At 65.9% G+C, this 25318-nt stretch carries 24 protein-coding genes and 2 tRNA genes; 1 reads left to right on the top strand and 25 read right to left on the bottom strand.

Annotated features, from left to right (window positions below):
• Nucleotides 1-30: 30 nt before the first annotated feature.
• From nusA to ACYVGY_RS03815, 24 genes are all read right to left on the bottom strand, one after another.
• Complete coding sequence (gene nusA / locus ACYVGY_RS03930; protein WP_460456154.1) at nt 31-1518, bottom strand: transcription termination factor NusA; 1488 nt, start codon at nt 1516-1518, stop codon at nt 31-33.
• Between the two features lie 47 nt (nt 1519-1565).
• Nucleotides 1566-2099 (bottom strand): ribosome maturation factor RimP, encoded by a 534-nt coding sequence (rimP, locus tag ACYVGY_RS03925; protein WP_460456153.1) that lies wholly within the window; start codon nt 2097-2099, stop codon nt 1566-1568.
• 473 nt (nt 2100-2572) lie between these two features.
• Nucleotides 2573-3232 carry a hypothetical protein gene (locus tag ACYVGY_RS03920; RefSeq protein ID WP_460456152.1) on the bottom strand — a complete coding sequence of 220 codons (660 nt, stop codon included), beginning with the start codon at nt 3230-3232 and terminating at the stop codon, nt 2573-2575.
• A gap of 313 nt (nt 3233-3545) precedes the next feature.
• A tRNA-Met gene (locus tag ACYVGY_RS03915) sits at nt 3546-3622 on the bottom strand.
• A 64-nt stretch (nt 3623-3686) separates the two neighbouring features.
• A complete protein-coding gene (gene nuoN / locus ACYVGY_RS03910; RefSeq protein ID WP_460456151.1) occupies nt 3687-5138 on the bottom strand; it encodes an NADH-quinone oxidoreductase subunit NuoN in 1452 nt (483 codons plus the stop codon).
• Nucleotides 5139-5148: 10 nt separating this feature from the next.
• Nucleotides 5149-6678: an NADH-quinone oxidoreductase subunit M gene (locus ACYVGY_RS03905; RefSeq protein WP_460456150.1), complete on the bottom strand. Its 1530-nt coding sequence runs from the start codon at nt 6676-6678 to the stop codon at nt 5149-5151.
• 19 nt (nt 6679-6697) lie between these two features.
• A complete protein-coding gene (gene nuoL, locus ACYVGY_RS03900; protein ID WP_460456149.1) occupies nt 6698-8830 on the bottom strand; it encodes an NADH-quinone oxidoreductase subunit L in 2133 nt (710 codons plus the stop codon).
• A 7-nt stretch (nt 8831-8837) separates the two neighbouring features.
• Nucleotides 8838-9143 (bottom strand): NADH-quinone oxidoreductase subunit NuoK, encoded by a 306-nt coding sequence (gene nuoK, locus ACYVGY_RS03895; RefSeq protein WP_034209925.1) that lies wholly within the window; start codon nt 9141-9143, stop codon nt 8838-8840.
• Complete coding sequence (locus ACYVGY_RS03890; RefSeq protein ID WP_460456148.1) at nt 9140-9757, bottom strand: NADH-quinone oxidoreductase subunit J; 618 nt, start codon at nt 9755-9757, stop codon at nt 9140-9142. The genes nuoK and ACYVGY_RS03890 overlap by 4 nt, the downstream gene beginning before the upstream one ends.
• A 16-nt stretch (nt 9758-9773) precedes the next feature.
• Entirely contained in the window at nt 9774-10262 is a 489-nt protein-coding gene (gene nuoI, locus ACYVGY_RS03885) for an NADH-quinone oxidoreductase subunit NuoI (protein WP_460456147.1), read from the bottom strand.
• A 7-nt stretch (nt 10263-10269) separates the two neighbouring features.
• A complete protein-coding gene (gene nuoH / locus ACYVGY_RS03880) occupies nt 10270-11328 on the bottom strand; it encodes an NADH-quinone oxidoreductase subunit NuoH (RefSeq protein ID WP_460456146.1) in 1059 nt (352 codons plus the stop codon).
• 1 nt (nt 11329) lies between these two features.
• Complete coding sequence (nuoG, locus tag ACYVGY_RS03875) at nt 11330-13633, bottom strand: NADH-quinone oxidoreductase subunit NuoG (protein ID WP_460456145.1); 2304 nt, start codon at nt 13631-13633, stop codon at nt 11330-11332.
• Nucleotides 13630-15000 (bottom strand): NADH-quinone oxidoreductase subunit NuoF, encoded by a 1371-nt coding sequence (nuoF, locus tag ACYVGY_RS03870; RefSeq protein ID WP_460456144.1) that lies wholly within the window; start codon nt 14998-15000, stop codon nt 13630-13632. The genes nuoG and nuoF overlap by 4 nt, the downstream gene beginning before the upstream one ends.
• Nucleotides 15001-15008: 8 nt before the next feature.
• Entirely contained in the window at nt 15009-15536 is a 528-nt protein-coding gene (gene nuoE, locus ACYVGY_RS03865) for an NADH-quinone oxidoreductase subunit NuoE (RefSeq protein WP_460456143.1), read from the bottom strand.
• 14 nt (nt 15537-15550) lie between these two features.
• Nucleotides 15551-16807, bottom strand: coding sequence for an NADH-quinone oxidoreductase subunit D (locus ACYVGY_RS03860; RefSeq protein ID WP_460456142.1), 1257 nt, complete (start codon nt 16805-16807; stop codon nt 15551-15553).
• On the bottom strand, nt 16804-17538 hold the full coding sequence (locus tag ACYVGY_RS03855) for an NADH-quinone oxidoreductase subunit C (RefSeq protein ID WP_460456141.1): 735 nt from the start codon (nt 17536-17538) through the stop codon (nt 16804-16806). Before ACYVGY_RS03855 ends, ACYVGY_RS03860 begins: the two co-directional genes overlap by 4 nt.
• A 16-nt stretch (nt 17539-17554) precedes the next feature.
• On the bottom strand, nt 17555-18109 hold the full coding sequence (locus ACYVGY_RS03850; RefSeq protein WP_460456140.1) for a NuoB/complex I 20 kDa subunit family protein: 555 nt from the start codon (nt 18107-18109) through the stop codon (nt 17555-17557).
• Nucleotides 18100-18456 carry an NADH-quinone oxidoreductase subunit A gene (locus tag ACYVGY_RS03845; RefSeq protein WP_460456139.1) on the bottom strand — a complete coding sequence of 119 codons (357 nt, stop codon included), beginning with the start codon at nt 18454-18456 and terminating at the stop codon, nt 18100-18102. The genes ACYVGY_RS03850 and ACYVGY_RS03845 overlap by 10 nt, the downstream gene beginning before the upstream one ends.
• A gap of 80 nt (nt 18457-18536) precedes the next feature.
• A tRNA-Leu gene (locus ACYVGY_RS03840) sits at nt 18537-18621 on the bottom strand.
• Between the two features lie 55 nt (nt 18622-18676).
• Nucleotides 18677-19120 (bottom strand): preprotein translocase subunit SecG, encoded by a 444-nt coding sequence (gene secG, locus ACYVGY_RS03835; protein WP_460456138.1) that lies wholly within the window; start codon nt 19118-19120, stop codon nt 18677-18679.
• 12 nt (nt 19121-19132) lie between these two features.
• The gene (gene tpiA, locus ACYVGY_RS03830; protein WP_460456137.1) at nt 19133-19885 is read right to left on the bottom strand and encodes a triose-phosphate isomerase; all 753 of its coding nucleotides are present in this window, start codon (nt 19883-19885) and stop codon (nt 19133-19135) included.
• Nucleotides 19886-19928: 43 nt separating this feature from the next.
• Nucleotides 19929-20351 carry a group I truncated hemoglobin gene (locus ACYVGY_RS03825; RefSeq protein ID WP_460456136.1) on the bottom strand — a complete coding sequence of 141 codons (423 nt, stop codon included), beginning with the start codon at nt 20349-20351 and terminating at the stop codon, nt 19929-19931.
• 32 nt (nt 20352-20383) lie between these two features.
• Nucleotides 20384-22729, bottom strand: a complete 2346-nt coding sequence (locus tag ACYVGY_RS03820; protein ID WP_460456135.1) for a putative bifunctional diguanylate cyclase/phosphodiesterase — start codon at nt 22727-22729, stop codon at nt 20384-20386.
• The gene (locus ACYVGY_RS03815; RefSeq protein ID WP_460456134.1) at nt 22729-23406 is read right to left on the bottom strand and encodes a methylamine utilization protein; all 678 of its coding nucleotides are present in this window, start codon (nt 23404-23406) and stop codon (nt 22729-22731) included. The genes ACYVGY_RS03820 and ACYVGY_RS03815 overlap by 1 nt, the downstream gene beginning before the upstream one ends.
• A gap of 107 nt (nt 23407-23513) precedes the next feature.
• On the opposite strand from ACYVGY_RS03815, the gene ACYVGY_RS03810 reads away from it, so the two are divergent.
• Nucleotides 23514-24320, top strand: a complete 807-nt coding sequence (locus ACYVGY_RS03810) for an SDR family NAD(P)-dependent oxidoreductase (protein WP_460456133.1) — start codon at nt 23514-23516, stop codon at nt 24318-24320.
• A gap of 27 nt (nt 24321-24347) precedes the next feature.
• On the opposite strand, the gene ACYVGY_RS03805 is transcribed toward ACYVGY_RS03810, so the two are convergent.
• A complete protein-coding gene (locus tag ACYVGY_RS03805) occupies nt 24348-25286 on the bottom strand; it encodes an isopenicillin N synthase family dioxygenase (RefSeq protein WP_460456132.1) in 939 nt (312 codons plus the stop codon).
• Nucleotides 25287-25318 lie beyond the last annotated feature (32 nt).

The raw sequence follows: 25318 nt of genomic DNA, 5'->3' as shown, positions 1-25318 counted from the left end.
AACGACGTGGAGCGGTGCTTCTGGATCCGTTTACTCGAACCAGTGCGCGCGCGCGGCCATGATCAGCTTTGCGGCGCGATCGGCATCCATGTCTTCGATATCGGTGATGTCGTCGGTAGCCAGGTCGGCGAGGTCGTCACGGGTGATGACGCCGCGGCCGGCCAGGGTGTAGGCCAGCGCCTCGTCCATGCCGTCGAGCGACAGCAGGTCGTCGGCCGGCTTGTGCTCTTCGATCTCTTCTTCGGCGGCCAGGGCCTCGGTGAGCAGCGCATCGCGGGCACGGGCGCGCAGTTCTTCGACGATATCGTCGTCGAAACCTTCCACCGCCAACAGCTCGGCGGCCGGCACGTAGGCGATTTCCTCGACCGTGCTGAAGCCCTCGGCGACCAGGATGCCGGCGATTTCTTCGTCCACTTCCAGCTTGTCCATGAACAGCTGGCGCGCGGTGGCCTGCTCGCCCTCGGACTTGGCCGTGACCTGGTCCTGGGTCATGACGTTGAGCTGCCAGCCGGTCAGGCGGCTGGCGAGGCGGACGTTCTGGCCACCCTTGCCGATGGCCTGGGCCAGCTTGTCCTCGGCGACCGCGAGGTCCATCGAGTGCTTCTCTTCGTCGACGATGATCGACTGCACTTCGGCCGGCGCCATCGCATTGATGACGAACTGCGCCGGGTTGTCCGACCACAGCACGATGTCGATGCGCTCGCCGTTGAGCTCGTTGCTCACGGCCTGCACGCGCGAACCGCGCATGCCGATGCAGGCGCCGATCGGATCGGTGCGGTGGTCGTGGGCCAGCACGGCGATCTTGGCGCGGTCGCCCGGGTCACGCGCGGCGGCCTTGATCTCGACCAGGCCCTGGCCGACTTCCGGCACCTCGAGCTTGAACAGCTCGATCATGAATTCAGGCGCGGTGCGGCTGATGAACAGCTGCGGGCCGCGCTGCTCGGCGCGCACGTCGAGCAGGTAACCACGGACGCGGTCGCCCGGGCGCAGCACGTCGCGCGGGATGGCCTTGTCCTTGGGAATGAAGGCCTCGGCGTTGCCGCCCAGGTCCACGAACACATTGCCGCGCTCGACGCGCTTGACGATGCCGTTCACCAGCTCGCCAACGCGGTCGCGCCAGGCGTCCAGCACCTGCGCGCGCTCGGCCTCGCGGACGCGCTGCACGATCACCTGCTTGGCGGCCTGGGCGGCGATGCGGCCGAATTCGGCGTTATCGACCTGCTCCTCGACGAAGTCGCCGACGACGGCGCCTTCCTTCTCGTCAACCGCATCCATCAGGCGAATCTGGCGCTCGGGCGACTCCATCACGACGTCGTCGGCCACCACTTCCCAGCGGCGGAAGGTCTCGTAATTGCCGTCCTTGGGGTCGATGGCCACGCGCACGGACACGTCCTGCTCGTGGTAGCGCTTCTTGGCGGCCGAGGCCAGCGCGGCCTCCATCGCCTCGATGATCACGGCGCGCGGCACGCCCTTCTCGTTGGCCACCGCTTCCATCACCAGCAACAGTTCCTTACTCATCTTTTTCCAGCTCCGTCAGGGGCAGATCAACCGCCCCGGGGTTTTGATCAGGATTCTTTCTTGGCCTTGCGGCGGGTGCCGTCCGGGCCGGTGGGCTTGGGCTGGGCCGCCAGGCCCAGGGCAACCAGGTCGGGGACCAGTCGCGCCTTCTCGATGTTGTCGTGCGCAATGCGCATGTCGCCGGCCTGATGCGCCATCAGGATGTCGTCGCCTTCCACGCCGGTTATCTTGGCCTGGAAGCGGCGGCGCCCGTCCTGCGCCATGCGCAGGGTCAGCTTGGCCTGCTCGCCGATAAAGCGACCAAACTGCTCAGCCGTGAACAGCGGACGATCGATGCCCGGCGAAGACACTTCCAGCGTGTACTGCGAGCTGATCGGGTCTTCGACGTCGAGCACGGCGGCGACTTCGCGGCTGACCGCCTCGCAATCTTCGATCGCGACCAGTCGGCCGGGCGCGTCAATGTAAAGACGCAGCAGCGCGCTGTGGCCGGTGGGCGCGAACTCGATGCCCAACAGTTCCAGGCCCAAGGCCTCCACCGTGGGGGTAAGCAATTCGCCGATTTCAGTCGCCTTGCCGGTCATCGGTTCGGTCAGTGCCTTCTTGGTTACGGAATTTCGAAAACAAAAAAGGGCCGTGAGGCCCTTTTCCGGTACATCCAGGTTCCGGCTTCCCGGAGCCGCCATGTCGGCCGACCCGAGGAAAAAGCCTTGGCATTGAGTCCTTTCGGATCAAGGCCAGAAACTGGTAGCGGGGGCAGGCTATGGAAACCATCTGCCGGAGCCCGACCGCATTCAGTTGGGTGTCGCATGATACGGGTCGAGGGCTGGCCGCGCAAGGCGGCTGTGACGGAGTCCCTACGGCGGCCTCGAGACCAACTCCCGAGCTGGCTTCTCGAGCACCTCGCCGACCTCGCCCTCGCCTGCCACCAGCCGACACAGAGCCTGCCGCAGCCCATCAGCCTGGCGCTCGAGGGTGCGGCCCTGGACCTGGGCGGCCTTAATGGCGTTACGACCCTGGCACGGGAAAGAGGAGATCCCGCCGTCACACCGACGAATCAGGTGAGCGGACAAGACTCTACGTTCACTTGGACCCTGACGCGCCCCCCTCCCTCAGAGCAAGAAAGGGAATGGCTGCCGCCACCGTCAATGTTAATGCAAGTGCTGGTTCCGATCGGCTCGCCGTTGTCGTGCAGAACGCCGTTCCGACACGTATAGGTGTGATCCGGAGGGACAAGTGAAGCCATGGGGATCGGCGCATGCGACAAGTGATAGGCATCCGCGGTAAGAGTCCGCAGCTCAGGATAAAAAACTGCCGTGTCTGCCGAGGCAACCAATTGATCGCCCGATTTGATCTCAACTTTATCGAGCTCGACGACCTGTGGCACTGCGTTCGTGCCTATATGGAAAGATGCCGATTGAGCGTTGAGCTGGGCATATCTATCCAGCTCCAGCGTCATGCCGATTACGTTGACTTTCTCGGCAGACTCATCAACGGAGAAGCTATCCGCTTCATAGGTGAAGGTACGGTTTTCAGCTGCAAGCGCAGCACCTTCAGGCGCCTCACCATACGCAGACGCACAAGCTAAGGCGATGACGGCGCCGAGCAGAACTTTCCTCGCCATGATCATCACTCCTTTTGTCGACCGCCTTTTTTTCGGGACTCTATTGGCCCAAGTTTCCATTGTCAACGCCAGGTTTTCGCCGGGCGTAAGCAATTTTCACGCCTCTGTCTGCAAGCTGCAGAGTTGACGCGATCTGAGTACGCCGGCCTTGCAGCAAGTGGATCACCACCGAGCATCCCGAGTTCGCCATCATCGACCGCAGCACTTGCGGCGCCGTGCAGGCGTGCACCGGCACGCCTGGCGCCGCAGGAAAGCGAGGTGGGAAGGAATCGTTGCAGCGGTTGGCGCAACGCGGCCGGAGCATGCCGGCGGCACGGGATACTCTGCGGGGAACTGATCGGCGAGGCGATCATCAGAAACGAAAACGGCGCGCTCATTGCTGAGTTAGCGCCGTGTACGACTACTGTGGTAGCGGGGGCAGGATTTGAACCTGCGACCTTCGGGTTATGAGCCCGACGAGCTGCCAGACTGCTCCACCCCGCAACAGTAGGCGCGCATTATAGGGGCGCCGACGAGGCCGGCGCAAGCCCAATGTTGATCAGGCGATTCAGGCGACCGGGAAAGCCAGACGGCACCAGGCCAGGATCCACTCAGCGAACAAGCCCAGCACCAGCAAGGCGACCGCATTGACCGCGAACAGTACGCGCACGTGGCTGTCGCCGTGGATGCGGGGACCCTCGCCTTCCGGTTCGTCAAAGAACATCACCTTGACCACGCGCAGATAGTAGAAGGCGCCGACCACGGCCGCCACCACGCCCAGGATGGCCAGCCACATCAGGCCCGCGTCCAGCGCCGCACGCAGCACTTCAAGCTTGGCCCAGAAGCCCAGGAACGGCGGCACGCCGGCCAGCGAAGCCATCACGAACAGCACCAGCATCGCCTGGGTGGGATGGCGCGACCACAGGCCCTTGAAGTCGGAAATATCTTCCGCCTCGAAGCCCTTGCGCGACAGCAGGATGATGGCGCCGAACGCCGCCATGGACATGATCGCGTAGCTGATGGCGTAGAACATCGCCGCCGAGTAGCCCGACTGCCCGCCCTGGGCCAGGCCCATGAACAGGAAGCCCACGTGCGAGATGGTCGAGTAGGCCAGCATGCGCTTGAGGTTGGTCTGCACCAGCGCCACCAGGTTGCCGATGACCAGCGACAGCGCCGCCAGCCAGGCCACCATGTCCTGCCAGTAGGCGTCCAGCGGCCCCACCCCGGACTCGAGCAGGCGATAGGCCATGCCGAATGCCGCGAGCTTGGGCGCCGAACCGATGAATAAGGTCACTGCCGTGGGTGCGCCGTGATAAACGTCGGGCAGCCACATGTGGAACGGCGCCGCGCCAAACTTGAAGGCGATGCCCACCAGCATGAACACCACGCCGAACAGCAGCAGCGTGCGATCGCCCGTGCTGGCGGCGGCGGCGTGGATTTCGCCGAGCTGCAGGCTGCCGGTGGCGCCATAGACCATGGACATGCCGTACAGCAGCAGGCCCGATGCCAGCGAGCCGAGCACGATGTACTTCATCGCGGCCTCGGACGAGCGCGGGTTGTCGCGATCCATGCCAACCAGGCCATAGGAGCTCAGCGCCAGCAGCTCAAGGCCCAGATAGAGCACCAGCATGCTGTTGGAGGAAATCATCAGCATCATGCCCAGCACCGCGAACAGGCCCAGGGCATAGAACTCGCCCTTGAACAGGCCGCGGTCCTGCAGATAGGGCTTGGCATAGACGAAGGAGGCGCCAGCCACCACGTAAACCGCCATCTTGAGCACGTCGCTGGCGGTGTCGCGCACGAACAGGTCGGCGAAGCCGTACACCGGCACCATCGCCATGTCGCGGGCGGTCAGCACCGCCGCCGCGGCCAGTATGAACAGGGCCAGGAAGTGGGTCAGGCCGCGACGCTGGTCGGACAGGAACAGGTCCACCATCAACAGCGCGAACGCTGCCCCGCAGACGAAGATTTCCGGTCCCAGCGGTACCAGGTCGGCGAGAGTCGGCATCGGCAAGGCCATTCGAATTCCCTTACAGCTTGGTGGCGGCGAGCTGGGTTAGCAGCTGCGCGATCGGTGCTTCCATGAGGTCGGTCAGCGGCCTGGGATAGACGCCCAGGGCCAGCGTGCCCAAGGCGAACACGCCCAGCACCAGGACCTCGCGGCCGTTGATGTCGGTCAACTCGGCGACGTGGTGGTTGGCCACCTCGCCGAAGATCACCCGCTTGACCATCCACAGCGTGTAGGCAGCGCCCAGGATCAGCGTGAAGCCGGCCGCGAAGGCCACCCACACGTTGTGCTGGAAGGCCGCCAGGATGACCATGAACTCACCGACAAAGCCAGACGTGCCCGGCAGGCCCGAGTTGGCCATCGCGAAGAAAACGAAGAAGGCGGCGAACCACGGCATGGTGTTCGCCACGCCGCCGTAGTCGCGGATCATGCGGCTGTGCATTCGGTCGTAGACCACGCCGACGCAGGAGAACATGGCGCCGGAGATGAAGCCGTGGGAAATCATCTGCACCATCGCGCCCTGCAGGCCGAGCTGGGCGGCGTCGGTGCTGCCGAGCTCACGCACCAGGGCGAAGGCGATGAAGGTGCCGAGGGTGACGAAGCCCATGTGCGCGATCGACGAATAGGCGATCAGCTTCTTCATGTCTTCCTGCACCAGCGCCACCAGGCCGATATAGACCACGGCCGCCAGCGACAGCCCGATCACCAGCCAGGCCCATTCCTGGCCTGCGTCGGGCACGATCGGCAGCGTGAAGCGCAGGAAGCCGTAGCCACCGATCTTGAGCATGATCGCCGCCAGGATGACCGAGCCGCCGGTCGGCGCCTCGACGTGGGCGTCGGGCAGCCAGGTGTGGACCGGGAACATCGGCACCTTGACCGCGAACGCAGCCAGGAAGGCGAAGAACAGCCACATCTGTTCGGTACCGGTCAGGCGCAGCTGGTACAGGTCGGCCAGCATGAAGCTGCCGTTGCCCGCCTCCACCGTCTGCAGGTACAGGTAGACCAGGCCGATCAGCATGAACACCGAGCCCAGGAACGTGTACAGGAAGAACTTGATCGAAGCATAGACGCGCTTCGGCCCGCCCCAGACGCCGATGATGATGAACATCGGAATCAGCATGCCTTCGAAGAACACGTAGAACAGCATGGCGTCGAGCGCGCAGAACACGCCGATCATCAGGCCCTCGAGCACCAGGAACGCGGCGAAGTACTGGTGCGCGCGACGGTCGATCGAGGTCCAGGAACCAATCAGCACCAGCGCAGTGGTCAGGCTGGTCAGCGCGATCAGCGCCATCGAGATGCCGTCAACGCCCAGGGCGTAGCGGATGTCGAAGCTGGGGATCCAGGCGCGATCTTCGACGAAGCGCATCGCGGGCGAGCCGTAGTCGTGGCCGGCGAACAGCATCAGGCTGGCGGCGAAGGTCGCCAGGGCAACGGTCAGGGCGAACACCTTGCCCTGGTTCGAACGCGCGTCGCCGAAGGCCAGCGTGAGCAGGCCGCCGAGGATGGGCAGCCAGATCAACACGCTCAGCAGGGGCCAGTTGGCTTCCATCAGGTCTTCCTTGTGGGTCTCAGGCGCCGACCGTCCGCACCAGCACCGCCAGCAGGACGATGAGGCCGATGATCATGGCGAAGGCATAGTTGTAGAGGCGACCGGTCTGCAGGTGGCGGACGATGCCGGCGATGCGGTCAACCAGCACCGCCGAACCGTTCACCAGCAGGCCGTCGATCAGGCCGGCGTCGCCGCGCTTCCAGGAGAACTTGCCGAGCTTGATGCCACCGCCCGCGAAGCCCTTGATCCACAGGTCGTCGAAGCCGTACTTGTTTTCCAGGATGCGGGTAAGGAAGGCGCCGAGCCTGCTGGCGCGCATCCTGGTGGCGGTGTCCGGGAAGAACAGATAAAGCGCGGTGGCCGACGCGAAGCCCGCGAACGCTATCCAGAATACTGGCGAGCCCAGGAAGTGCAGGCCGAAGCCGATGGCCGCCGACAGCCAGCCATGGTCGTCATGCCAGAGCGTCTTCGCGGCTGCGGCCACGGTGTCGTGGGCCGGCAGCACTTCGATGGCTCCGCGGAAGAAATCACCGAACAGCATCGGGCCGACCGTGAAGAAACCGATCAGCACGGACGGGATGGCCAGCAGGATCAGCGGGATGGTGACGACCTTGGGCGACTCGTGCGGCTCGACCGGGCCATGGTGGCCGTGATCGTCATGGACGACGTCGTGGTGGGCGTCGGCATGCGCATCGTGCTCGCCGTGACCGTGGGCGTCGACCTCGCGGAAGCGCTCCTTGCCGTGGAAGGTCAGGTACAGCAGGCGGAAACTGTAGAAGGCCGTGACGAACACGCCCAGCATGACCGCCCAGTAGCCGTAGGTCTGGATCCAGCCGCCGGTCTTGGCGGCCTCGCCCGCGGCCACGATGATCGTGTCCTTGGAGAAGTAGCCCGAGAAGAACGGCGTGCCGACCAGGGCCAGCGTACCGATCAGGCTGGTGATGTAGGTGATCGGCATGTACTTGCGCAGGCCGCCCATCTTGCGCATGTCCTGCTGGTGGTGCATGCCCATGATCACCGAGCCCGCCGCCAGGAACAGCAGCGCCTTGAAGAAGGCATGGGTCATCAGGTGGAACACCGCCGCCGAATAGGCCGACACGCCCAGCGCCACGGTCATGTAACCGAGCTGGGACAGCGTGGAGTAAGCCACCACGCGCTTGATGTCGTTCTGGACGATGCCGATCAAGCCGGTGAACAGCGCGGTGGTGGCGCCGATGAACAGCACGAAGCCCAGCGCCGCCTCGCTCTGCTCGAACAGCGGCGACATGCGCGCGACCATGAAGATGCCGGCCGTCACCATGGTGGCGGCGTGGATCAGGGCCGAAATCGGGGTCGGGCCTTCCATCGAGTCCGGCAGCCAGACGTGCAGCGGCACCTGGGCCGACTTGCCCATCGCACCGATGAACAGGCAGATGCAGATAAAGCTGATCACCTGGACTTGCACCGGATTCGCCAGCACCTGCCAGGTATGGCCGAACAGGGCGACCTGGCCCGACCACAGCGTGAAGGTCTCGCTGAGCGAGGCATTCGAGGCCTGGGCGAAGGCGGTCGCGTAGTCCAGCGTGCCCAGCCACATCAGCACGCCGGCGATACCCAGCAGGAAGCCGAAATCACCGACGCGGTTGACCAAGAAGGCCTTGAGGTTGGCGAAGATGGCGGTCGGCCGCTTGTACCAGAAGCCGATCAGCAGATACGACACCAGGCCCACCGCCTCCCAGCCGAAGAACAGCTGCAGGAAGTTGTTGCTCATCACCAGCATCAACATGCTGAAGGTGAACAGCGAGATGTAGCTGAAGAAGCGCTGGTAGCCGGGGTCTTCGGCCATATAGCCGATGGTGTAGACGTGCACCAGCAGCGACACGAAGGTCACCACCACCATCATCATGGCGGTGAGGCTGTCGACCATGAAGCCCACGTGCGCGGCGTAGCCGCCAACCTGGAAGAAGGTGTAGACGTTTTCGTTGAACGGGTCGGCATTGCCCACCGCGAACTGCCAGAGCACCTGGCACGACAGCGCACAGCTGACCGCGACGCCGACGATGGTGACCCAATGGGCCCCTGCCCGGCCGACCTGCTTGCCGAACAGGCCGGCGATGGCGGCACCCAGCAGGGGCGCCAGCGCGATGACCAGGAGCGTGTTCATGGAGATCATGGCGCGCTCAGCCCTTCAACGAATCGAGTTCGGCGACGTTGATGGTCCGCTTGTTGCGGAACAGCGTCACCAGGATGGCCAGGCCGATGGCGGCCTCGGCGGCGGCCACGGTCAGGATGAAGAACACGAAGATCTGACCCGAGACGTCGCCCAGGAACCGGGAGAACGCCACGAAGTTGATGTTCACCGCCAGCAACATCAGTTCGATGCACATCAGCAGCACGATGACGTTCTTGCGGTTGATGAAGATGCCGGCGACGCTGATGCAGAACAGCACCGCGCCGAGCGCGAGGTAGTGGCCGAGGCTGATCACGGGTTGTGCTCCTGGCGGGGTTCGGACACGACCTTGACGAGCCGCACGCGGTCTTCGCTGCGCACCGCCACCTGGCGGCCGGGGTCCTGGTGCTTGGTGCCGGGACGGCGGCGCAGGGTCAGCATCACGGCCACCACGAGGGCAACGGTCAGGATGACCGCCGCGATCTCAAACGGCAGGATGTATTTGCTGAACAGGGTCTCGCCGATCCACTGCAGGTTGGTCTTGCCCAGCGCAGCCGCCGGATCGGTGGAAGAGAGCCCGATCTCGAAACGCTTGCCGCCGATCAGCAGCACCATCTCGGCCGCCATCACCACCACCACCGCACCGGTGATCGGCAGGTAGCGGGTGAAGCCTTCCCGCGCCGGCGTGGTGTTGATGTCGAGCATCATCACCACGAACAGGAACAGCACCATCACGGCGCCGATATAGACCAGCACCAGCACAACGCCGAGGAACTCGGCCTGCAACAACAGCCACAGGCAGGCGGTGGAGAAGAAGGTGAGCACCAGGCTCAGCACGGCGTGCACCGGGTTGCGCGCCAGGATCACGCCTAGCGCAGCCAGGACGGTAACGGTGGCGAAGGCCCAAAAGGCGGCGAGTTGGTAGGTCATGGCGTTGTCCCCTGCCTCAACGGTAAGCCGCGTCGACGGCGCGCCGCTGGGCGATTTCCTCTTCGAAGCGGTCGCCGATGGCAAGCAACTGCGGCTTGCTGACGATGTTCTCGCCGCGCTTTTCGAAGTGGTATTCGTGGATGTGGGTCTCGACGATCGAGTCCACCGGGCAGCTTTCTTCGCAGAAGCCGCAGTAGATGCACTTGAACAGGTCGATGTCGTAGCGGGTGGTACGACGCGAACCGTCGGCGCGCGGCTCGGAGTCGATCGTGATCGCCAGCGCCGGGCAGACCGCCTCGCACAGCTTGCAGGCGATGCAGCGCTCTTCGCCGTTCGGGTAGCGACGCAGCGCATGCAGGCCACGGAAACGCGGCGACTGCGGGGTTTTCTCGAACGGATAGTTGAGCGTGTATTTGGGCTTGAACATGTAGCCCAGCGTCAGTCGCAGACCGGCCAGGAGCTCGAGCAGCAACAGGCTCTTGAAGTAGTTCTTGATCCGATTCATAGCGTCCTCAGGCCCCGAGCGTGAACCAGCTGTTGTAGGCCATGATGGCGGTCACGAAGATCCAGACGATCGTGATGGGGATGAATATCTTCCAACCCAGCCGCATGATCTGGTCGTAGCGATAACGCGGGAACGACGCGCGGAACCAGACGAAGCAGAAGGCGAAGAAGCCGAACTTCAGCGCCAGCCACCACCAGCCCGGCTCGCCCAGGAAGCCCCACGACGGCGGGAACGGCGACAGCCAGCCGCCGAGGAACAGGATTGCGGTCAACAGGCTGACCAACATCATGTTGGCGTATTCGGCCAGGAAGAAGATCGCGAAGGCCGAACCGGAGTATTCGACGTGGAAGCCGGCGACGATCTCGGACTCGCCCTCGGCGACGTCAAAGGGCGCGCGGTTGGTTTCGGCGACGCCGGAGATGAAATAGATGATGAAGAGCGGGAACAGCGGCAGCCAGAACCACTCCAGCGCCCCCAGGTTGCCGGCCTGCGCCTGCACGATCTGGGTCAGGTTCATGGTGCCGGCCGCAACCAGCACGCCGACCAGGGCGAAGCCCATCGCGATTTCGTAGCTGATCACCTGCGCCGCCGAACGCAGCGAGCCCAGGATGGCGTACTTGGAGTTCGACGCCCAGCCGCCGACGATGATGCCGTAGACGCCCATCGAGGTCAGGGCCAGCAGCACCAGCAGGCCGGCGTCGACGTCGGCCAGCACCAGGCCTTCGCCGAAGGGAATCACCGCCCAGGCCGCCAGCGCCGGCGCCAGCGCCAGCAGCGGTGCCAGCCGGAACAGCAGCGGGCTGGCGTTCGCCGGGATCACCAACTCCTTGAACAGCATCTTGAACACGTCGGCGAAGGCCTGGATAACGCCGATGCCCAAGAAACCGCCGATGAACTGCGGTCCCTTGCGCACGTGCATCCAGCCGATCACCTTGCGCTCGAACAGCGTGAAGAACGCCACGCCGATGGTGATCGGCAGCACCAGCACGATGATCTTGGCCAAGGTCCAGGCCACCAGGCCGAGGCCGCCGTAGCCGAGCAGGAAGTCGCGGATCGCATCAATCATCTCAGGCCCCCACCACCGCGAGCCGCGCGGTCGGCGACATCGGCGCCGTGGCCTCGTAGCCGTTCTCGATCCAAAGCGCGCCGCGCGCCACGCGGGCGCTGATGGCGACCGGCAGCACCGCGCTGCCAATACCGTCGCCCACTTTGGCCATACCACCGTCGGACAGGCCGCGCGACAGCGCTTCTTCCGGGTGCAGCACGATGCGGGCGCCCTGGGTCAGCGGATGCGCATTGAGCGCCGCCGCGCGACGCAGCACCGCGTCACCGCGATAGATCGGCGTGCTGGTGATGCGCTCCAGGCCGGCATCGGCCTTGCCCATCTCGGCCAGACCGCTGCCCTGCTCCGGCGCCGCCGGTGCCAGCCCAGCGCGCAGGCCGTGCAGGTCGGTGAATTCGAAGCCAGGCAGGCCAAGCTGGCCGCCCAAGGCACGCAGCACGCGCCAGCCGGCGCGGGCCTCGCCCGGCAGCTTGCCGCCGGGTTGGGTGGCCTGGTCGGTGCCGTCGAGGTTGGTCAGCGTGGCCTCAATCTCCGGCAGCAGGCCGATCGGCAGGATCACGTGGGCAAGCTTCTTGAGCTCGTCACTGGCGAAAGCGGCGAACGCGACCACCTGAGCACCGGCCAGCGCCTTGAGCGCCTGGGCGCCATGGGCGAAGTCGTACTGCGGCTCAATGCCGTACAGCACATAGGCCGGCAACGGCTTGGCCAACATCGCTTCGGCATGCTTGCCCTGACCCTGCGGACGGACGCCGTGTCGCGCAAGGCCAACGGCATTGGCACCCTGCGGCACGCGATTGAGGCTGGCGCCGGTGGTGCTCGCCAGCGCACGCGCGGTGGCACGCAGCCAGGAAGCCTGGGCGTGGTTTTCGGCCATCTCACCGAGCACGATCACCGCGTTGCCGGCCTTGGCCAGCGCGTCGGCCATGTCTTTGGCGCCTTCGTGATCCTGAGCCGCGACGCCCTGTGGCAAGGACGCGCCCGCGGCCTGGGCCACGGCAGCGAGTGCGCCGGACAGCTGCGAGGGCGCGACGATGCGCTTGCCGGCCACGGCGAAGGTCGTTTCGAACTCCACCGGATTGATGACGAACACCTTGGCGCCAAGCTTGCCGGCCTTGTGCAGGCGCTGGTGCAGGAGTGGCAGCTCGTGGCGCAGGTTGCAGCCGACCAGCAGCACGGCGTCGGCAGTTTCCAAAGCCGCGGCAGGTAGCTCGAAGGGCTGAGCGAAGGCGTCGTCGGCGAAGTCGATCGCCTTCAGGCGATGGTCGAGGTGACCGCTGCCCAGGCCGGAGGCCAGGCTCGCCAGCAGTGCGCCCTCTTCGTTCGAGGTGGCCGGGTGCACCAGCACGCCGAGCGATTCCCCGGCGTTCTTGACCAGCTTGGCAGCCTGCGCCAGCGCCTCGTCCCAGCTCGCTTCACGCCAGCCCTCGGCTTCGCGCAGCATCGGGCGGCTGACGCGATCAGCGGCCGCCAGGCCCTGGTGCGAGTAGCGGTCGCGGTCGGAAAGCCAGCACTCGTTGACCGCCTCGTTGTCGCGCGGCACGGTGCGCAGCACTTCGCCGCGGCGGGCGTGCAGGTACAGGTTCGAACCCAGGGCGTCGTGGTAGCCCAGCGACTCACGGGCGACCAGCTCCCAGGCGCGGGCGCGGTAGCGGAAGACCTTGTTGGTCAGCGCGCCGACCGGGCAAACGTCGATGACGTTGCCCGACAGTTCAGTCATCAGCGGCTTGCCGTCGTAGGTTCCGATCTGCAGGTGCTCACCGCGGTACATGCCGCCCAGCTCGAAGGTGCCGGCCACGTCCGCGGTGAAGCGGATGCAGCGGGTGCACTGGATGCAGCGGGTCATGTCGGTAGCGACCAGCGGGCCCATGTCTTCGTCGGCGACCACGCGCTTGCGGTCCACGTAGCGCGACACCGACCGGCCGTAGCCCATCGAGATGTCCTGCAGCTCGCACTCGCCGCCCTGATCGCAGATCGGGCAATCAAGCGGGTGGTTGATCAGCAGGAACTCCATGACGTTGCGCTGCGCATCAAGCGCGCGCTTGGTCTGGGTAGTGACCTTCATGCCTTCCATCACCGGCGTGGCGCAGGCGGGCGCCGGCTTGGGCATCTTTTCGACGTCCACCAGGCACATGCGGCAGTTGGCGGCGATCGGCAGCTTCTCGTGGTAGCAGAAGCGCGGCACCGGGATGCCGGCCTTGTCGGCCGCCTGGATGATCATCGAGCCCTTGGGCGCGGTCATGGCGACGCCGTCGATCTCGATGCTCACCACGTCCGGCGCGGCGTTCGGGGCGGTTGGCTGGGCGCTCATGCGGCCTGCTCCGCGGCGACGACGACCTGACCCTTGGCGAGGTCATCGACATAGAACCGCTTGTTGACGATGGCGTACTCGAACTCGGACCAGAAGTGACGCAGCATGCCCTGCACCGGCCAGGCCGCGGCTTCACCGAAGGCGCAGATGGTGTGTCCTTCGATCTGGCCGGCCGCACTCTTGAGCATGTGCAGGTCTTCCATCGTGGCCTTGCCATCGACGATCCGGGTCAGCACGCGGTACATCCAGCCCGTGCCCTCGCGGCAGGGCGTGCACTGGCCGCAGGACTCGGCGTAGTAGAAACGGGAGATGCGCTGGCAGGCGCGGACCATGCAGGTGGTCTCGTCCATCACCACCACGGCGCCCGAACCGAGGCCGGAACCGGCCTTCTGGATCGAGTCGTAGTCCATGGTGCAGGCCATCATGTTCTCGGCCGGCAGCACCGGCATGGACGAACCGCCGGGGATCACGGCCTTGAGCTTGCGGCCATCCTTGACGCCGCCGGCCAGGGCCAGCAGCTCGGAGAAAGGCGTGCCGAGGCGGACTTCGAAGTTGCCCGGGTTGTTGACGTGGCCCGACACCGAGAAAACCTTCGGTCCGCCGTTGTTGGGCTTGCCCAGGTTGAGGAACCACTCGGCGCCGTTGCGGATGATCGCCGGCACCGAAGCATAGGTCTCGGTGTTGTTGATCGTGGTCGGCCGGCCGAACAGGCCGTAGTTGGCCGGGAACGGCGGCTTGAAGCGCGGCTGCCCCTTCTTGCCCTCCAACGACTCCATCATCGCGGTCTCTTCGCCGCAGATGTAGGCGCCGGCACCGAGGGCGGCGTGGATGTCCACGTCCACGCCCGAACCGAGGATGTCCTTGCCCAGCCAACCGTTCGCGTAAGCATCCTTGAGCGCCTGCTCGAAGTGCTCGAAGGGCTCGTGGTGGAATTCGCCGCGCAGGTAGTTGTAGCCCACGGTGCAGCCGGTGGCGTAGCAGGCAATGGCCATGCCTTCGATCACCGAATGCGGGTTGTAGCGCAGAATGTCGCGATCCTTGCAGGTGCCGGGCTCGGACTCGTCCGAGTTGCACAGGATGTACTTCTGACCCGGCGCGCTGCGCGGCATGAAGCTCCACTTCAGGCCGGTCGGGAAGCCCGCGCCACCCCGGCCGCGCAGGCCGGATTGCTTGACCATCTCGATGACGTCGGCCGGATCCATCTTCTCGTCCAGGATCTTGCGCCAGGCGGCATAGCCGCCGGTCTTGAGGTAGTTCTCGTACGACCAGGGCTTGTCGAAGTGCAGCGTCGTGTAGACAACGCTGTGCTCCTGCGGAGCCGGGCCGACCGGGCCGTAGCCCTCGGAATAATGGGAGTGGTGCGCCATGGCCTGCCTTACTCCAGTCCGTCCAGAAGCGCGTCCACCTGGCCGGTGGTCAGCTTCTCGTGGTAGTGCCCATCAATCAGCATCACCGGCGCGCCTGCGCAGGCGGCCACGCATTCTTCCTCGATCTTGAGGAAGATCCGGCCGTCGGGAGTGGACTCACCGTGCTTGATGCCGAGCTTGCGCTCGCAGTGACGAACCATGTCCTCGGCGCCGTTGAGCCAGCAGCTGATGTTGGTGCAAATCGCGACCTTGTGCCGGCCAACCGGCTCGAGGTCGAACATCGAATAAAAAGTCGCCACTTCATAGGCCCACACCGGCGGCAGGCCCAGGTACTTGGCGGTGGCGGCGATGATTTCATCGCTCAGCCAGCCGGCGTTCTGTTCCTGCGCGGCCATCAGGCCCTGGATCACGGCCGAGCGTTTGCGGTCCGGCGGGAACTTGGCAACCCAGTGGTCGATATGCGCGCGCGTGTCCTCGGACAGCGCGACCATCGGGTCGACGTCCTGGCAGGCAGCGAAGTTTCCAGTGGCTTTCATCGGTCAGATAACCCTTAGCGATCGATTTCGCCGAAGACGATGTCGTAAGTGCCGATCATCGCCACGACGTCGGGCAGCATGTGCCCGCGCACGATGGTGTCCATGGACGAGAGGTGCGCGAACCCGGGGGCACGCAGCTTGAGCCGGAACGGCTTGTTGGCGCCGTCGGAAACGATGTATGCGCCAAACTCGCCCTTGGGCGCCTCGACCGCGGCATAGGCCTCGCCGGCAGGCACGCTATAGCCTTCAGTGAAGAGCTTGAAGTGATGGATCAGCGCTTCCATGTCGTCCTTCATTTCCGCGCGCGAAGGCGGCGCGACCTTGAAGTTCTTCACCATCACCGGGCCCGGATTGGCTCGCAACCACTGCACGCACTGGCTGATGATGCGATTGGACTGGCGCATTTCCTCGACACGGACCAGGTAGCGGTCGTAGCAGTCGCCCTGCACGCCCACCGGGATGTCGAACTCAACCTGGTCATAGGCGGCGTAGGGCTGCTTCTTGCGCAGGTCCCAGGCCAGGCCGGAGCCACGCAGCATCGGTCCGGTCATGCCCCAGGCCAGCGCCATGTCCACCGGCACCACGCCGATGCCGACGGTGCGCTGCTTCCAGATGCGGTTGTCGGTGAGCAGGGTTTCGTACTCGTCAACGCGCTTGGGGAAATCCTTGGTGAAGGCATCGAGGAAGTCGAGCAGCGAACCCTCGCGCCACTCGTTCACGCGCTTGAGGTCGGAACCCTTGCGCCACGGCGACTCACGGTACTTCGGCATCGCGTCCGGCAGGTCGCGGAAGACGCCACCCGGGCGGTAATAAGTAGCGTGCATGCGCGCGCCGGAGACGGCTTCGTAGCAGTCCATCAGCTCTTCGCGCTCGCGGAACGCGTACAGGAACACCGCCATTGCGCCGAGATCGAGGCCGTTGGAGCCGATCCACATCAGATGATTCAGGATGCGGGTGATTTCGTCGAACATCGTGCGGATGTACTGCGCACGAATCGGCGCCTCGACCCCCATCAGCTTCTCGATGGCGCGCACGTACGCGTGCTCGTTGCACATCATCGAGACATAGTCGAGGCGATCCATGTAGCCGATCGACTGGTTGTAGGGCTTGGACTCGGCCAATTTCTCGGTGCCGCGGTGCAGCAGACCAACGTGCGGGTCGGCGCGCTGCACCACTTCGCCGTCCATCTCCAGCACCAGTCGCAGCACGCCGTGGGCGGCCGGATGCTGGGGGCCGAAGTTGAGGGTGTAGTTGCGGATTTCCTGGGTCATGGCGTGGCCGGATCCTTTCGCGGATGCTCGCTGGCGGCCTGCTGCCAGCGCGAGTCCTCGCGCACGACGCGCGCAACACCCACGCGCGGCTCAATCGAGACCGGCTCGTACACCACGCGCTGGCGTTCGGCGTCGTAGCGGACCTCGACGTTGCCGGTCAGCGGGAAATCCTTGCGGAACGGGTGGCCGACGAAACCGTAGTCGGTGAGGATGCGGCGCAGGTCAGGATGGCCCTCGAAGACGATGCCGAACAGGTCGAAGCACTCGCGTTCAAACCAATTGGCAACCGGGTATACGTCCACCAACGAGGGAACCACCGGCAGGCTGTTGTCGGCGGCGAAGCAGCGCAGGCGAAGGCGCTTGTTGGTGCGCACCGAAAGCAGGTGCACCACCACGGCGAAGCGTCGCTCGGGGCCATTGCCACGCGGACGGTCTTCCCATTTGAAGCGGCCCGGGCCGTCATTGCCCTCGATGCCCCGCGAGTAGCCCTCGTCGGTGACGTCGACGGTGTCCCACTCATCGGTGCCGTAGCCGAGGAAGTCGACGCCGCACAGGTCGATCATCTGCTCGAAGGAAAGCTCCGGGTCGTCGCGCAGCAAGCGTGCAGCGTCGGCCAGGGAGTCCGGGGTCACCTCGACGGTGGTTTCGCCCAAGGCCTCGTGCACCGAAACAAGCCGGTCCTGCAGGCGCGCCTTGATGCGCTCGATGAAGCTCGTGGTGGATTCGACCATGGCGTCGGCTGGGTCCTTAGCGGGCGATGGTGTTGGTGCGGCGGATCTTCTTTTGCAGCTGCAGGATGCCGTGGATGAGCGCTTCAGCGGTCGGCGGGCAGCCCGGCACGTAGATATCCACCGGCACCACGCGGTCGCAGCCGCGCACCACCGAATACGAGTAATGGTAGTAGCCGCCGCCGTTGGCGCAGCTGCCCATCGAGATGACCCACTTCGGGTCCGGCATCTGGTCGTAGACCTTGCGCAGCGCGGGGGCCATCTTGTTGACCAGGGTGCCGGCGACGATCATCACATCGGACTGGCGCGGCGACGGACGGAAAATGACGCCGTAGCGGTCGAGGTCCAGCCGCGAGGCGCCGGCATGCATCATCTCGACCGCACAGCAGGCCAGGCCGAAGGTCATTGGCCACATCGAACCGGTGCGGGCCCAGTTGACCAGCGTATCGACATTGGTGGTGACGAAGCCGCGCTCAAGCAGCGGGTTGTCGCCTTCCGGGCGCAGGATGTCGTCCACCAAGCCGATCGGCTCGGGGTTGTTCATCACGCGTTTGATCGTCGAGGTCACTCCCATTCCAGGGCTCCCTTCTTCCAGACGTAGATGAAGCCCAGCACCAGCAGGCCAATGAAGATGCCCATCTCGGTGAGGCCGACGATGCCGAGGTTGCGGAAGTTCACCGCCCACGGGAATACGAAGGCGATTTCCAGGTCGAAAATGATGAACTGGATGGCGATGAGGTAGTAGCGCACGTCGAACTGCATGCGCGCGTCCTCGAAGGCCTCGAAGCCGCATTCGTAGGGGGAGAGTTTCTCGCTCGTCGGGCGCTTCGGGCCGAGGGCCCAACCCAGCACCAGCAGGACGACGCCCAGGCCGGTGGAAACGAACAGGAACAACAGGATCGGCAGATATTCGCCCAACACGCGCGCTTCCTCACCATGCGCCCTTGGGCGCGTTCGCGCCGCCGCTCCAGCATTGCCGGGCGGCAGCCCGTCCATCAGATTGGTGCCCAAGGGGGGACTCGAACCCCCACGACTTACGTCGCTACCACCTCAAGGTAGTGCGTCTACCAATTCCGCCACCTGGGCAGGTGTGCCTCGAACCGGGGTGACCGGTGCGAAGGCGAGAGATTGTACCAGCCGATCAGCCGCCTTGGCTCTCTTTTTCGGCGTTTTCCGCCGGTGTTTCTTCAACCGGCGCCGCCTCGGCGGCAGGTGCGGCATCCGCCGCCGGAACATCGGCCGCCGGGATCACGGGAACATCACCCGCCGGCAGTTCCGCGGACGGGGCCGCGCCGGTGGTGGGCACTTCCGACATCACGCCGAGATCGTCCTCGACCGGCACGAATGCGACGTCGCGGGTGGCGTTCCAGGCCATGGCCAGGCTCATCGCCATGAACACGGCAGCCAGCCACTTGGTCGCGGTGGACAGGAAGTTGGCCGAGCCGCGCGCGCCGAAGACCGTGGCCGAGGCGCCGCCGCCGAAGCCGGAGCCGGCCGCCGCGCCCGAACCGCGCTGCATGAGAATGAGCACGATCATGGCGATCGCGACCAAAACATAAATGACACTGACGATGGTGAGCAGCATGGTTTCTGTCTATTACCTCGCCGCCGCAGCGACGATTGCCAGGAAATCCTGGGCCACGAGGGACGCGCCCCCGATCAGGCCACCATCGACATCGGGCTGGGAAAACAGCTCGGCGGCGTTGGCGGGTTTGACGCTGCCACCGTAAAGCAGTGGCAACGAGCCGGCGATTCTAGCATCGAGCGCATGGAGTTCGCCACGGAGGAAGCCATGGACCTCCTGGACCTGCTCTGGACTGGCCGTCCGGCCAGTGCCGATGGCCCAAACCGGCTCGTAGGCCACCACGGCGCCCTCGAAGCCGGCGATGCCGACCAGGTCCAGGACCGGCTGCAGTTGGCGCTGCAGGGCCCATTCGGTGTGCCCGGCCTCGCGCTGCCCCAGGGTTTCGCCCACGCACAGGACCGGCACCAGGCCGGCCGCACGGGCGGCCTGGAACTTCTCGGCCACCCGTTCGCTGTCTTCCTCGTGGTACTGGCGCCGCTCGGAATGGCCCACCAGCACATAGCGGCCGCCGACGTCGCGCAGCATGCGGCCCGCGGTTTCGCCGGTGTAGGCGCCCTGGTCGTTCACGTCCAGGTCCTGGGCGCCGAAGGCCAGGCCGGACGCGGCATAGCGGTCGGCGAGTTCGCCCAGGTAGGGCAGCGGCGGCATCACCACCACGTCGACGCCGTCAGGGCGCGCCGCGGCGACAAGCGCATCGAGCAGGCCGCGGGCAAAGGCGCGGTCGCCGTGCAGCTTCCAGTTTCCAGCAACGATTCTCTGGCGCATCGGGGATTCCTGGGCGGGCAGGCGCCAAGGATACCGCGCGCGGCTAGGGGCTGACGATGTCCCGGTGCATCGGTGCCAGCCGGCGCAGCAGCTGGTTCTGGGCCCGGAACGGAATGCCGCGGGCATCCATCGCCGCCTGCAGGTCCTCGACCAGGGCGTTGAAGTCGGCCTCGGTCACACCCAGGCCCGCGTGTGATTCGGCCATGCTGCGGCCGGTGTAGACGCAGGGCCCGCCGACCTCGACGCAGATCTGTTCGACCAGGCGATCGTTGAAATTGACGATATCGGTTTCGGCGAACGCGGCATTGATGCGCGCGTCATCGAGAATGCGCACCAGCAGCTCTTCGACCAGCGCCTCGATGCCCGCGCGACCCCCAAACTGCTCGTACAGCGCGGGCCGCGGCGGCGCGGCAGTGGCGCAAGCGGCGAGCAGCAGGATCAAGGCGATGGCAAGGATTGGACGCATGGGCGCCACCACAGCACAGCCCTGCCCCGCGCTCAAGCCCGGGTCTCGGCGAAGCGCCGGCACCACGCCACCAAATCGCCGGCCTCGATTGGCGGACTGAACAGATAGCCCTGCACCATGTCGCAGCGATACTGCCGCAGCAGCTCGAGGCTGGAGTCGCTCTCCACGCCTTCGGCGATCACCGACAGGCCCATGTTGTGGCCCAGCTCGATGGTTGAACGCACGATGACGGCATCGTCGCTGCCCTCGGTCATCTGCATCACGAAACTCTTGTCTATCTTGATCTCGTCCACCGGCATGCGCTTTAGCTGGGCCAGCGAGGAATAGCCGGTACCGAAGTCATCAATAGAAAGCCGGATGCCGCCGGCGCGAAGGCGGTGCAGCATGCGCACGGCATAGTCCACGTCGCGCATCAGCGCCCCTTCGGTAACCTCGAGGATGATCTTGCCTGGCGGCACCCGGTGCCGGCGCTGGCAGGCGTGGATGAAGTCCGGCAGATCCGCGTCCATCAGGTCCATGGCGGAAAGATTGATGGCCACGCCCAGGTCCAGTCCGCCGGCGCGCCACTGGGCGTTCTGTTGCAGCGCCTGCTCGAGCACGAAGCGGGTCAGTTCATGCACGAAGCCCGAGCGCTCGGCCAGCGGAATGAATTCATCCGGCGGCACCGCGCCCAGGGTCGGATGATTCCAGCGCAGCAAGGCCTCGACGTGATTCACCTCGCGACTGGCCAGGTCCACCTTGGGCTGGAAGGTCAGGCGCAGCTCGCCGCGCGTGACCGACTGCCGCAGGTCACCCATCAGGGCCAGCTGGCGCAGGTGCACTTCGTCGCGCCCCGGCTGGTAGATCGCCACGCCGCTGCGCGCCTGCTTGGCGTCGTACAGGGCGATGTCGGCGCGCCGCAGCAGGGTCTGGGCGTCGTCGCCATGGTCGGGCGACAGCACCAGGCCGATGCTGCAGTCGAGATTGAGGCGGGTGCTGGGCAGGTCCAGCGGCTCGCGCAGTTGCTCGAGCAGTGCGCGGGCGCGCCGCGGCGCGTTCTCACGCTCGACGTCGCGCATGATGACCATGAACTCATCGCCGCCCAGACGCGCCACCAGGTCTTCGGCACGCACCGCCAGCTGCAGGCGCTTGCCGACCTGCTGCAGCACTTGGTCGCCGAAGCCGTGGCCCAGGGTGTCGTTGATTTCCTTGAAACGATCCAGGTCCAGCATCAGCACGGCGCAGGCATGACCCTCGGGCCGCGGCGCCGCAAGCGCCTGCTCCAGATGGTCACGGGCACGGGCGCGATTGGGCAGTCCGGTCAGGCCGTCGTGGTTGGCCTGGTGCAGTATCCGCGCCTCGCGCGCGGCAATGCCCTGCTGCATGTGGCCCAGGGCGTTGGCCAGCCCCGCGATCTCGTCGCGGCCCGGGGCCTCGATCGGCTGGGTGTAGTCGCCGGCCTGGATGCGCTGGGCGGCCTTGGCCAGGCGCGTCACCGGCCGGCTGATGCCGCGCCCGAGCACGCCCGCCACCGCCAGCGCGATCAGCGCCGCCAGCCCCGAAAGCACCAGGACCCGGTCCTTGAGCGCCGAATACGGCGCCATGGCCTCGTCCAGCGAGCCCTGCAGCAGCACCATCACCGGCGCCCGGCCCGTGCCCGGAATCGGTTCCGCCAGGGCGAAGTAGCGGTCGCCGACGAGGTCCATCGGCCGGATCAGCCGGTCGGGCTGGAGCTCGCCGGCGGGCATCTGCTCCAAGGCGGCACGCGGAGCTTCTGGCAGGCTCGAGGCATAAACCTGCAGCAAGCCCGCACGGTCGCGGGCAAAGCTGGCGTGGATACCCGTCAAAGCCCGGAAGTCGCCGGCGTAGTCATCCCCGAAAGTAGAGCCGATCGCGACCCAGCCAATCTGGTTCGGGGCCAGCACCGGCAGCAGGGCCATCACCCGAAGCCGGCCGTCGAGATCAACCACGGACAGGGCGAACCCTTCCTCCCGGGCCTGGGCGAGCAGCGGCGCCAGCGCCAGGGACTGCGCCTGGGCATCGGCACCCTCCAGCCCCGCGCGCCAGTCTCCGTCCGGGCCTAGCAGGATGGCGGCGTCCGCACCGATGCGGGCAGCCTGGTTGCGCAACGCCGAAGCCATGGTGGCGGCGTCGCCACTGGCCACGGCGGCCTTGAAGCCGAAATCGTCGGCCAGCACCAGGGTGGATTCCAGCAGCTGGCGGCTGCGCGCCTCGTAGAAGCGCTGCCAGACGCGCTCGGCGACGGCCAGCTCCTGTTCAAGCTGGTCGCTGACGCTGCGCCCGGTGGCGACATGCACGACGGCGAAGGTCGCCAACTGAGCGGCCAGCACCACCAGGATCAACAGGGCGACGATCCGGGTTTGCAGTCGCCATGCCATCAGGGGTCGCGCCTGAGGCTGCGGAAGCGCTCTTGCAGCGCGCGCAGGCGATCATTGCCGCGCCGGTCCGGCGGCGGCGGGCCCAGGGTCAGACTCAACGCGAGCACGACGCCTTCCGAAGTGATCTCGACCGGCGACTCACGCACCTCGGCCTGCCGGGAATGCCAGACCCGCAGCGTGTAGCGGCCCGGCGGCGCGTCCAGTCGAACGACGCCGTCCTCGCCTGACTTGCCGAAATACGGGGTATCAAGCACCACGATGTAGCCAATCATCCAGTCGTGGATATTGCAGCCCACCACGACCACGCCCGGACGCTCGAAGCGCACCGGCTCCAGCGGGGTACCCGAATACAGCGGCAGCTCGAAGGGCTTCGGGGCCGAGAAGGAATAGACCTGATGCTGCACCGTGTCCGAGTTGGGGAAGCTCACCGACGACCCCGCCTGCACCGCCAGCACGCCGGGAGCGAAGGTGGAATCGCGCTGGTCCATCACGGCCGTGGCCCCTGAGGCCCGGGCTGCGCCGGCGTGGAGGCTGGCCACGGCGTCGCTGAGCGGCGAACTGCCGTCGTCGAGCCTGAGCACCAGCGCCGCCGCTGCCGGGCCGCCGCTCAGGCCGGCGAGCAGCACAAAGATTCCGCCAACCCGGATGAGCGGGCGTTTGCGATCGTGGATTCCCATGAAGCCCCTTCTGCCGGCGAAACGCGCCGACGGACGATGATTACCTGTCAGTCCCGGTGATAATGGCGCGAAATCAGGCCCTTCGCCTGCCAGGGAGTCCAGGAAACATGACCCAGTCCACGCTTCGCGGCCACGCCCTGGTCACTGGCGCCTCAAGCGGCATCGGCGCCGCCATCGCCCGCGAATACGCCGCGCGTGGCGTGCCGCTGGTGCTGGTTGCCCGCCGCGCCGAACGCCTGCAGGCGCTGGCGGCTGAGCTTTCGGATCAGGTCGAGTGCGTGGTGATCGCCGCCGACCTGGCCGATCCCGCCACGCCCGGGCGCCTGTTTGCCGACACCCAGGCCCGCGGCCTGTTCATCTCGACCCTGGTCAACAACGCCGGCTACGGCGTGCCCGGCCGCTATCTTTCGTCGGACTGGAAGACCCATGCCGACTTCCTGCAGGTGCTGATGACCTCGGTAGCGGAGCTCAGCCACCGCTACCTGCCGGCGATGGAAGCCGCGGGCTACGGCCGCATCCTCAACGTCGCGTCCCTGGCCGGACTGGTGCCGGCCAGCGCCGGACACACGCTCTACGGCGCAAGCAAACTCTGGCTGGTGCGGTTCTCGGAGTCGCTGGATCTGGAGATGAAAAAACACGGCGTGCACGTCACCGCCGTCTGCCCGGGCATGACCTACACCGAGTTCCATGACGTCAACGGCATGCGCGAGAAGGTCAACCAGCTGCCCAAAGGCATTTGGCTGACCAGCGCCCAAGTGGCGAAGTTGGGCGTGGACGCGGTCGAAGCCGGTCGCCCGCGCGTCGTCACCGGCCGCAGCAACAGGCTGCTGGCGGCGCTTTCGAAGTACCTGCCCGACCGCCTCGCCAGCGCCCTGATCGCCTCGCGCTCGAAAGACTTCCGCGACGCCGACTAGGCATCGGGAAAAACGCGGCCGGAAGCGTCAGACCAGCTTGATCTCGCGGAGGCGCTCGAGCAGGTAGTCGTGGGAGGTGATCGGCGTCGGGTAGCGATCCGGATTCTCCGCGCTGACGCAGCCCGGCAGGGTCTTGATCAGGAAGTCCGGATTCGGGTGCAGGAAGTACGGCGTCGAGTAGCGCGGCTTGCGCGCGGCCTCGCCCGGCGGGTTCACCACCCGGTGCGTGGTAGACGGATACACGTGGTTGCTCAGCCGCTGCAGCATGTCGCCGATGTTCACGACGATGGTGTCGGCATCGGCGGTGAACGGCACCCACTCGCCCTTGCGCGACTGCACTTCCAGGCCCGCGGCGCTGGCGCCAACCAGCAGGGTGATGAAGTTGATGTCCTCGTGCGCGCCGGCGCGAACGTTGGGGACGTTGTCGGCAGTGATCGGCGGGTAGTGGATCGGACGAAGGATCGAGTTGCCGAACTGGGTCTTGTCGGCAAAGAAATCCGCCGGCAGGTCGATGTGCAGGGCCAGCGCCGACAGCACCCGCGAACCGAGCTGGTCAAGCGCGCTATAGAGGCCGTAGGCGACCTCCTGGAACTCCGGGATCTCGGCCGGCCACAGGTTCGGCGGCATCACCTCGGCATACTTCGAATCGCGCGAAATCTCCCGGCCGACGTGCCAGAACTCCTTGAGGTCGAAGTGCTTGGCACCTTTCGCCGTTTCGATACCGAAAGGCGTATAGCCGCGGGCGCCGCCGCCGCCGGGCACGTGGTACTGCTTCTTGGCCGCCTCGGGCAGCGCGAAGAAGCGCTGGAAGACGTCATAGGCTCGGTCGATCTGCGCCTGCGGAATACCGTGGTTGCGGATGCCGGCAAAGCCCCACTCGCGGTAGGCCGCGCCGAGTTCGGCGACGAAGGCCTCGCGGTCGGTGTCAAAGCGCTGGATGTCTAGGGTGGGGATGCTGGCGGTCACGGCGAAGGTTCCGAAGGGGATCGTGGGATGGA

It is taken from the genome of Arenimonas alkanexedens (assembly GCF_054781355.1).
The sequence above is the reverse complement of the archived record's forward strand: the minus strand, read 5'-3'. Positions and strand labels throughout refer to the sequence as shown.

Excerpts from the sequence above, each read along its gene's own strand:
- tpiA (WP_460456137.1), bottom strand. The coding sequence starts at position 19,885 with ATGCGCCAGAGAATCGTTGCTGGAAACTGGAAGCTGCACGGCGACCGC.
- ACYVGY_RS03855 (WP_460456141.1), bottom strand. The coding sequence starts at position 17,538 with ATGGTCGAATCCACCACGAGCTTCATCGAGCGCATCAAGGCGCGCCTG.
- ACYVGY_RS03860 (WP_460456142.1), bottom strand. The coding sequence starts at position 16,807 with ATGACCCAGGAAATCCGCAACTACACCCTCAACTTCGGCCCCCAGCAT.
- ACYVGY_RS03890 (WP_460456148.1), bottom strand. The coding sequence starts at position 9,757 with ATGACCTACCAACTCGCCGCCTTTTGGGCCTTCGCCACCGTTACCGTC.
- ACYVGY_RS03815 (WP_460456134.1), bottom strand. The coding sequence starts at position 23,406 with ATGGGAATCCACGATCGCAAACGCCCGCTCATCCGGGTTGGCGGAATC.
- nuoE (WP_460456143.1), bottom strand. The coding sequence starts at position 15,536 with ATGAAAGCCACTGGAAACTTCGCTGCCTGCCAGGACGTCGACCCGATG.
- nuoN (WP_460456151.1), bottom strand. The coding sequence starts at position 5,138 with ATGGCCTTGCCGATGCCGACTCTCGCCGACCTGGTACCGCTGGGACCG.
- nuoF (WP_460456144.1), bottom strand. The coding sequence starts at position 15,000 with ATGGCGCACCACTCCCATTATTCCGAGGGCTACGGCCCGGTCGGCCCG.
- nuoG (WP_460456145.1), bottom strand. The coding sequence starts at position 13,633 with ATGAGCGCCCAGCCAACCGCCCCGAACGCCGCGCCGGACGTGGTGAGC.
- ACYVGY_RS03820 (WP_460456135.1), bottom strand. The coding sequence starts at position 22,729 with ATGGCATGGCGACTGCAAACCCGGATCGTCGCCCTGTTGATCCTGGTG.
- nuoI (WP_460456147.1), bottom strand. The coding sequence starts at position 10,262 with ATGAATCGGATCAAGAACTACTTCAAGAGCCTGTTGCTGCTCGAGCTC.
- secG (WP_460456138.1), bottom strand. The coding sequence starts at position 19,120 with ATGCTGCTCACCATCGTCAGTGTCATTTATGTTTTGGTCGCGATCGCC.
- nuoL (WP_460456149.1), bottom strand. The coding sequence starts at position 8,830 with ATGATCTCCATGAACACGCTCCTGGTCATCGCGCTGGCGCCCCTGCTG.
- nuoH (WP_460456146.1), bottom strand. The coding sequence starts at position 11,328 with ATGATTGATGCGATCCGCGACTTCCTGCTCGGCTACGGCGGCCTCGGC.
- ACYVGY_RS03850 (WP_460456140.1), bottom strand. The coding sequence starts at position 18,109 with ATGGGAGTGACCTCGACGATCAAACGCGTGATGAACAACCCCGAGCCG.
- ACYVGY_RS03825 (WP_460456136.1), bottom strand. The coding sequence starts at position 20,351 with ATGCGTCCAATCCTTGCCATCGCCTTGATCCTGCTGCTCGCCGCTTGC.
- nusA (WP_460456154.1), bottom strand. The coding sequence starts at position 1,518 with ATGAGTAAGGAACTGTTGCTGGTGATGGAAGCGGTGGCCAACGAGAAG.
- ACYVGY_RS03905 (WP_460456150.1), bottom strand. The coding sequence starts at position 6,678 with ATGGAAGCCAACTGGCCCCTGCTGAGCGTGTTGATCTGGCTGCCCATC.
- ACYVGY_RS03810 (WP_460456133.1), top strand. The coding sequence starts at position 23,514 with ATGACCCAGTCCACGCTTCGCGGCCACGCCCTGGTCACTGGCGCCTCA.
- rimP (WP_460456153.1), bottom strand. The coding sequence starts at position 2,099 with ATGACCGGCAAGGCGACTGAAATCGGCGAATTGCTTACCCCCACGGTG.